The sequence below is a fragment of the Ruegeria sp. YKSF57 genome (genome assembly GCF_059612585.1).
Genome location: NZ_JBXWQW010000091.1, coordinates 1 through 6,896, shown reverse-complemented (window position 1 = coordinate 6,896; position 6,896 = coordinate 1). Strand labels below are relative to the sequence as shown.

Annotated in this window: 7 protein-coding genes; 5 read left to right on the top strand and 2 right to left on the bottom strand. The window is 60.1% G+C overall.

What is annotated here, in order from left to right:
* The coding region (locus AC2FLX_RS21620; protein WP_496875549.1) for a M20/M25/M40 family metallo-hydrolase at nt 1–576 on the bottom strand (576 nt) is incomplete at its 3' end.
* A 91-nt stretch (nt 577–667) separates the two neighbouring features.
* On the opposite strand from AC2FLX_RS21620, the gene AC2FLX_RS21615 reads away from it, so the two are divergent.
* Nucleotides 668–1,429, top strand: a complete 762-nt coding sequence (locus AC2FLX_RS21615; RefSeq protein WP_300068294.1) for a FadR/GntR family transcriptional regulator — start codon at nt 668–670, stop codon at nt 1,427–1,429.
* 19 nt (nt 1,430–1,448) lie between these two features.
* The gene (locus AC2FLX_RS21610) at nt 1,449–2,342 is read left to right on the top strand and encodes a glutaminase (RefSeq protein ID WP_480748781.1); all 894 of its coding nucleotides are present in this window, start codon (nt 1,449–1,451) and stop codon (nt 2,340–2,342) included.
* An 11-nt stretch (nt 2,343–2,353) separates the two neighbouring features.
* On the opposite strand, the gene AC2FLX_RS21605 is transcribed toward AC2FLX_RS21610, so the two are convergent.
* Nucleotides 2,354–3,016, bottom strand: coding sequence for a DUF1028 domain-containing protein (locus tag AC2FLX_RS21605; protein ID WP_300068291.1), 663 nt, complete (start codon nt 3,014–3,016; stop codon nt 2,354–2,356).
* Between the two features lie 87 nt (nt 3,017–3,103).
* On the opposite strand from AC2FLX_RS21605, the gene AC2FLX_RS21600 reads away from it, so the two are divergent.
* The 3 genes from AC2FLX_RS21600 to AC2FLX_RS21590 form a co-directional block, all read left to right on the top strand.
* Nucleotides 3,104–4,678: an ABC transporter substrate-binding protein gene (locus tag AC2FLX_RS21600; RefSeq protein ID WP_496746714.1), complete on the top strand. Its 1,575-nt coding sequence runs from the start codon at nt 3,104–3,106 to the stop codon at nt 4,676–4,678.
* A gap of 54 nt (nt 4,679–4,732) precedes the next feature.
* Nucleotides 4,733–5,680 carry an ABC transporter permease gene (locus AC2FLX_RS21595; RefSeq protein ID WP_300068285.1) on the top strand — a complete coding sequence of 316 codons (948 nt, stop codon included), beginning with the start codon at nt 4,733–4,735 and terminating at the stop codon, nt 5,678–5,680.
* Nucleotides 5,680–6,896, top strand: a 1,217-nt coding sequence (locus AC2FLX_RS21590) for an ABC transporter permease (RefSeq protein ID WP_496875548.1), incomplete at its 3' end; no start/stop codon positions are given. The genes AC2FLX_RS21595 and AC2FLX_RS21590, both read left to right, overlap by 1 nt.

Sequence of the window (6,896 nt, the reverse complement as noted above, 5' to 3'; positions counted from 1 at the left end):
CGGTCCTTGTTCGATATGGACCTCCAGATAGCCCAATGTCTTGGCGTGGTCCCGTGCCAGTGACGCGACGCAGTCCGGATCACCCCCAAAGCGGGCAAGCGCGGCCCGAAGGGATACCCCGTCTTTGTCCGCCATATCCAGGATCGCCGGATCAAAGGTGCCTGCCAAAGCGCGCGGCCCCATCAGGGCCGTGGGAAACCGAACGCCTTCTTCGTCGGCAAAGGCGAGGACTTCGACTGAAAAGGGCAGTTCGATCCCGTCTGCCACAAGTTTCTCAAGCGCGAGGCACCCCAAGACAACGCCCATGATCCCGTCGTATCGTCCGCCATTCCTCACAGAATCCTGGTGAGATCCGATCAAGAATGTCGGCGCGCCCTTTGGCCCTTCCGTGCGACCGATGAGTGTGCCGGCCGCGTCCATATGCACTCTTAGGCCAGCCTGTGACATCCATGAGCGAATGACATCCAGCGCAGCCTCGTGCTGGGGCGTAAAGGGAAACCGCGTAACGCCTTTTCTATCAACGCTGCATCTGGCGATATCCGACAACCGGTCTTGTGCGCACTGTCCCCAGCTCATGGTAACCTCTAATTTATCATGATAAATATTTCCCTACACATAGACGCTTGAGGTGTCTATGATTTTATCATGATAAAATTTGAGGTGCAGTATGGACGGTAACGGCACACCGTCGCCCAAGCCAAAACGATCGCGACCGGTTCGGGTTGCGGATGAAATCAAACAATGGGTGGTCGAACGTGATCTGAAGGCAGGTGACAAGCTGCCCAATGAAAGCGCGATGATTGAGCAGTTTGGTGTATCTAAGGGTACTGTCCGTGAAGCGCTGCGCATTCTCGAGGCGCAAGGCCTGATCGTGACCAAGACCGGCCCCGGCGGTGGAAGCATTGTAGGAGAGGTTTCCACTGAGCGCGCCCGGTCCCTCTTAGCCAATTACTTTTACTTTCAGAACCTGTCCATCGCCGACATCTATCAAATGCGGAAAGTTCTGGAGCCCGAACTCGCCGCCAGCCTTGCCGGGCGGCTTGACTTAGGACAGCTGGAGGAATTGCACAGCCTTGCGCTGAGACACCCTGAACCTGCGACTTCTGCCGATGAAGAGAAAGAGCAGCACATCAGCTCTCTGGTTTTCCATGCCCGGCTATCGGATTTCGCTGGCAATCGGTTGCTTGGCTTTGTCATCGGGTTCATGGCCCAGACGCTGACCGACCTTACAGTCTATCGCCAGTTATATGATCCACCCAACGTCGACCTTTGGCGTAAGGGGCGGGAACACCAGCTGCAACTGGTAGAGGCCCTGCGGCAGGGCGAACCGGAACAGGCCCGCAAGATCATGTATTCGCATATGCAGATCGCAGAAGAACTGATGTGCGTTCAGGAAGCCCATTTGCAGCGGCGGTTTCTGGGAGAGTAATGTGGTCCTGACAGAGCGCATGTTGCGCGACATCCATGACGAGATTTTTCGTCAGGACAATTGGGGTACGCCAGCCCAGTATATTCCGGAATTGGCGAACGTTCCTTCGAACAGGTTCGCGATGAGCGTTTGTCTGGCAAACGGCGAATGCCTAAACGTCGGGGCTGCGGATGACCCCTTCTCGATACAAAGCGTGTCCAAGGTCTTTTCCCTTGCGGCGACGCTGGGGCGCATCGGCGACCAATTGTGGAGCCGAGTCGGGCGCGAACCATCCGGCACGTCGTTTGACTCCGTCGTCCTGCTGGAACGCGAGAAGGGCCGCCCCCGCAATCCCTTTGTGAACGCTGGGGCAATTGTCACGACCGATGTGCTTTTGTCCGGACGGCAACCCAAACAGGCCCTCGCTGAAATTCTTGGTCTGGTCCGAACTCTGGCGGAAACCGACGACATTCATATCAACGAACGTGTCGCAGCGTCGGAAAAATCGACGGGCGCCCGTAACAAGGCTTTGGCACATTACCTTCAATCGCATGGCAACCTCGAAAATGCGCCGGACCTGACCCTTGGGACCTATTTCCATCAATGCGCAATCGAGATGACAACACGGCAGCTCGCCCTTGCCGGTAGATCGCTTGCCCGGCTTGCGACCGGCCCGAACGTGATCTCGCCCCGGCATGCGCGGCGTATCAATGCGTTGATGATGACATGCGGCCACTATGACGGGTCAGGAGAGTTCGCCTATCAGGTCGGCCTGCCCGGCAAGAGCGGGGTCGGGGGCGGAATTATGGTGATCGCGCCGAAGGTCGCGTCAATCGCGATCTGGTCGCCGGGGCTGAACCACTATGGGAACTCACATGCAGGCACCCGCGCGGCGGCGATGCTGGCGCGGGCGACGGGCTGGTCGGTGTTTTAGGGTGGCAGCGATTACTCGGGGGCGCGAGATTTATCCAAGAGAACGGGAACCTCTGACAACCAATCGCAATACGGGGGTTGCCGGGTCCGGTGGCATAAGCTCTCCAATTCCGAGATGGGATCATCGCTGTGATCGATGCGCAAATCCAACGGGGCACGATCCGGGGCAAGTACCAGCAGCGCAGCGGATAACACCCCTCGACTATCGCCGCCGGCCTGTTTTGCGGCGCTCAGAACGCGAAGCATTCGGTCAGCAACTGAAATATCGTCTGTCCGCGCGGCAGACATCATGGACTCCAGCACCTCTGGCCCTTTCAGCATGTTTCCGGCGATGGCTATTCCTGGTTCCGTGATGTGGTTCGCATAGGCAACGCTATCGGCCCCGGTGAATCCGTGGGCGCGGGCTTGACGGTCAAGTGCGATCAGCTGGCGATGTCCGCGCCCCGGATCGCTCTTGGTCACCGCCTCAACAGCCTCTTTTGCCGATTGCCCCTGATGCATAGCCCGCAACACGTTATCCCGCCAGAACGTACTGGGCGCTGTTCCCTGCGAAGCCACCAGGCCTGATTCGATATCGCCGCGCAGAACCCACCCCCCCACACAGAGACTTCCTGTGGCTGCGGCGGCGGCAAAAGTGCCTGTTTTCTTGTCGAAAGTCAGAATCGAGAAGGTCATTCAACTGCCCTAACACATTTTTCTTGTATTTATCATGATAATTTGCGTGAATGCAATTCATCATGATAAATAACAGGGAGACACCTTATGAAACTGCTGAAACTGTCCCGCAGGGCAATGCTGGCTGCTGGTGCAGCCACGGCACTTGCTCTCTCTCCGCTCGCGGCCCAGGCTCAGACGCCCGATGATGTCTTGATCGTTGGGCAGATCGCCGAACCCAAGGCGCTTGACCCGGCCGCCGTGACCGCCGTCAACGATTTCCGCATCCTGATGAACGTCTATGACGGGCTGGTGCGCTACAAGGACGGCACGCTTGAAGTCGAACCTTCGCTGGCCACATCTTGGGACATTAGTGAAGATGGCACGGTCTACACCTTCAACCTGCGCGACGGCGTGACCTTTCATGACGGCAGCGCCTTCAATGCCGAAGCGGTCAAATTCAACTTCGACCGGATGCTTGACGAAAATCATCCCTACCACAACACCGGTCCGTTCCCGTTGTCGTTCTTCTTCTCGGCCGTCGAGAATGTCGAGGTCGTAGACGATCTGACCGTTCGTTTCACCCTGAACGCGCCCTATGCGCCGTTCCTGTCGAACCTTGCCTATCCCACCGGCCTGATCGTTTCGCCGGCCGCTGTCGAACAGCATGGCGCCGAATTCGGTCGCAACCCGTCCGGCACCGGCGCCTTCAAATTCGCAGAATGGCGGTCGAACGAAGCAGTGGTCATCGAGGCCAACGCGGACTATTGGGACGGCGCGCCCGAATTGCAGGCCGTCGTCTTCCGTCCGATCACCGACGCCAACACCCGCACCGCCGAGATGCTTGCAGGCGGCATCGACCTGATGGTCGAAGTGCCCCCGGTCGCGCTGAGCGAGTTTCAGGGCGAAACCTACACCGTGCACGAACAGGCCGGGCCCCACGTCTGGTTTCTGATCCTGAACGCCAAGGAAGGCCCCTTTGCCGATGTCCGCGTTCGTCAGGCCGCGAACTATGCGATCAACAAGGAAGCGATCGTGAACGACGTGCTGGAAGGCACCGCCGCCGTTGCCGCTGGCCCGACTCCGCCTGCGTTCGCCTGGGCCTACAACGAAAGCCTGGAACCCTATCCCTACGACCCCGACAAGGCGCGCGAACTGCTTGCCGAGGCGGGTGCCGAGGGCGCCGAATTGACATTCTACGTCACCGAGGGCGGGTCGGGGATGCTGGATCCCGTGGCCATGGGCACCGCGATCCAGGCCGACCTTCAGGCAGTTGGCCTGACCGTCAACATCGAGACTTATGAATGGAACACCTTCCTTGGCGAGGTGAATCCGGGCCTTGAAGGCAAGGCGGACATGGCCGAAATGGCGTGGATGACCAACGACCCAGACACGCTTCCGTTCCTTGCCCTGCGTACGAATGCATGGCCGGATCAGGGCGGATTCAACTCCGGCTACTACTCCAACCCGAAGGTTGACGAACTACTGGAAGCCGCCCGCGTAGCCACCGATCAGGCAGAGCGCGCGCGCCTGTATCAGGAGATGCAGGTGATCGTGCAGGAAGACGCGCCCTGGGTCTTCGTGGCCAACTGGAAGCAGAATGCGGTGACATCCGACCGTGTCGAGAATTTCTCGCTCCAGCCGTCGTTCTTCCTGCTGCTGGATGACGTGACCAAGAACTAAAGCGACTGGTGCAGCCGCGCGCCTTGCGCGGCTGCACATTTCCGGGAGGGGGCAATGGCAGGCTATATCCTGAAAAGGCTGATTTCCGCGATTCCGGTTCTGTTCGGCATTTCGATCATTGTTTTCGTAATCATGGCCATGATCCCCGGTGACCCTGCCACAGCCATTCTCGGGTCCTACGCCACCCCGGAAAACGTGGAAAAACTCAACCGCGACCTCGGTCTGGACAAGCCGATGGTGCAGCGATATTTCATCTGGCTTGGCAACATGCTTCAGGGCGATTTCGGGCGCAGCTTCTCACTGAACCGGGCGGTCCTGGACGAGGTGCTTGACCGTTTCGGGGCGACGTTGATCCTGGCGGGCACGGCCTTTGTCCTGTGTTCAATCCTCGGCATCGCCGCGGGCGTCGTATCGGCGGCACGGCAATACGGCCTGGCCGACAAGACCATCACTTTTGCGGTTCTTCTGGGTATCTCCATTCCATCGTTTTTCCTTGGTATGATGATGATCCTCATCTTTGCGGTGAAACTGCGATGGTTCCCGGTCTCAGGCATGTGGCCCATCTATGGCGCACGCGACCTGTCTGCGCTCATCAGCCACCTGACCCTGCCCGCGCTGGCGCTGGCGGTGGTGGCAACCGGGGTCATCGCTCGATTGTCGCGTTCGGCCATGCTCGAGGTGCTGCGTCAGGATTTCATCCGTACCGCGCGGGCCAAGGGCGTGCATGAACGCTCGGTCATCTGGCGGCATGCCCTGCGTGCCGCGATGGTCAGCATCATTCCGGTTCTGGGGGTGCAGGCCGGGTTCGTCCTGTCCGGGGCGGTCTATATCGAAATGGTGTTCCAGTGGCCCGGGGTCGGGCGGATGCTGGTCGATGCCATCCTCAAACGGGACATCCTGCTGGTGCAGGGCGGCGTGGTCTTCGTCGCCGCCTGCTATGTGATGTTCAACATCGCGGTCGATGTCGCACAAAGCCTGCTCGACCCGAGGATCAAGACATGATGGCCTTCCTGAAGCTTCTGGCGCGCAACCGACTTGCGCTAGGCGGGTTGATCGTGATGGGGCTGGTCGTCGTGCTTGCGCTGATCACGCCGCTTCTGCCGCTGGCCGATCCCGATGTGACCAACACGGCGAACCGGTTCAAGCGGCCGTTTTCCGACGGCGCCCTGCTGGGCACCGATCACCTCGGGCGCGATCTTCTCAGCCGCCTGATCTGGGGCACGCGCCTGTCACTGGCCGTGGGTTTCGCCGCCGCGATCGTCGCCGCGACGCTTGGCGCGGCCATCGGCATCATCGCGGGCTATAACGGCGGGCGCACGGACAACATCATCATGCGCGGCGTCGACATGCTGATGGCCTTCCCCTACATCCTACTGGCGCTGGCCATTGTCGCAGCCCTTGGGCCGGGGCTGATGAACGCGCTGATCGCGGTCGCGGCGGTCAACATCCCGTTCTTTGCCCGAAACATTCGTGGAATCACCGTGGGCATCGCCCATAAGGAATTCGTCGACGCAGCACGGCTGTCGGGCATGACAGATGCGCGCATCATCCTGACCGAGGTGCTGCCCAACGTGATCCCGGTGATCGTGATCGCCATGTCCACAACGATCGGCTGGATGATCCTTGAAACCGCCGGTCTCAGCTTTCTGGGCCTCGGGTCGCAGCCGCCGCAGGCCGACCTTGGCTCCATGCTGGGCGAGGCGCGCTCGGCGCTGATCACCAATCCGCATACCTCGGTCGTGCCGGGCGCGATGATCCTGATCATCGTCATGGCCATCAACCTTCTGGGTGACGGCGTGCGCGACGCGCTGGACCCGCGCCTGAAATCCGGCGCCCTGTCGCGCCCGATGCCGACAACCATGGTCAAACGGACCGGACCGGTCCCGGAAGCCAAACCCGACACCTTATTGGCACTGCGTGGATTGAAAACGCAATTTCACGTCAAGGACCGCGTCTACAACGCCGTCGGCGGTGTCGATTTGCAGGTGAACCCCGGCGAATGCCTAGGGGTGATCGGCGAAAGCGGCTCCGGCAAATCCGTCACCGCGCTCAGCATCATGGGGCTTGTGGCCTCACCCCCCGGCGTGATCACCGGCGGCGCGGTCCACTACAAGGGCGAGGATCTGATCGGCGCGCCCTATGAAAAACTGCGGTCGCTCAGGGGCGACAGGATCGCCTACATCTTTCAGGATCCGCTGGCCACGCTGCACCCGCTCTA

Coding starts and splice junctions, on each gene's coding strand:
- AC2FLX_RS21595 (WP_300068285.1), top strand. CDS start 4,733: ATGGCAGGCTATATCCTGAAAAGGCTGATTTCCGCGATTCCGGTTCTG.
- AC2FLX_RS21605 (WP_300068291.1), bottom strand. CDS start 3,016: ATGACCTTCTCGATTCTGACTTTCGACAAGAAAACAGGCACTTTTGCC.
- AC2FLX_RS21615 (WP_300068294.1), top strand. CDS start 668: ATGGACGGTAACGGCACACCGTCGCCCAAGCCAAAACGATCGCGACCG.
- AC2FLX_RS21600 (WP_496746714.1), top strand. CDS start 3,104: ATGAAACTGCTGAAACTGTCCCGCAGGGCAATGCTGGCTGCTGGTGCA.
- AC2FLX_RS21610 (WP_480748781.1), top strand. CDS start 1,449: ATGTTGCGCGACATCCATGACGAGATTTTTCGTCAGGACAATTGGGGT.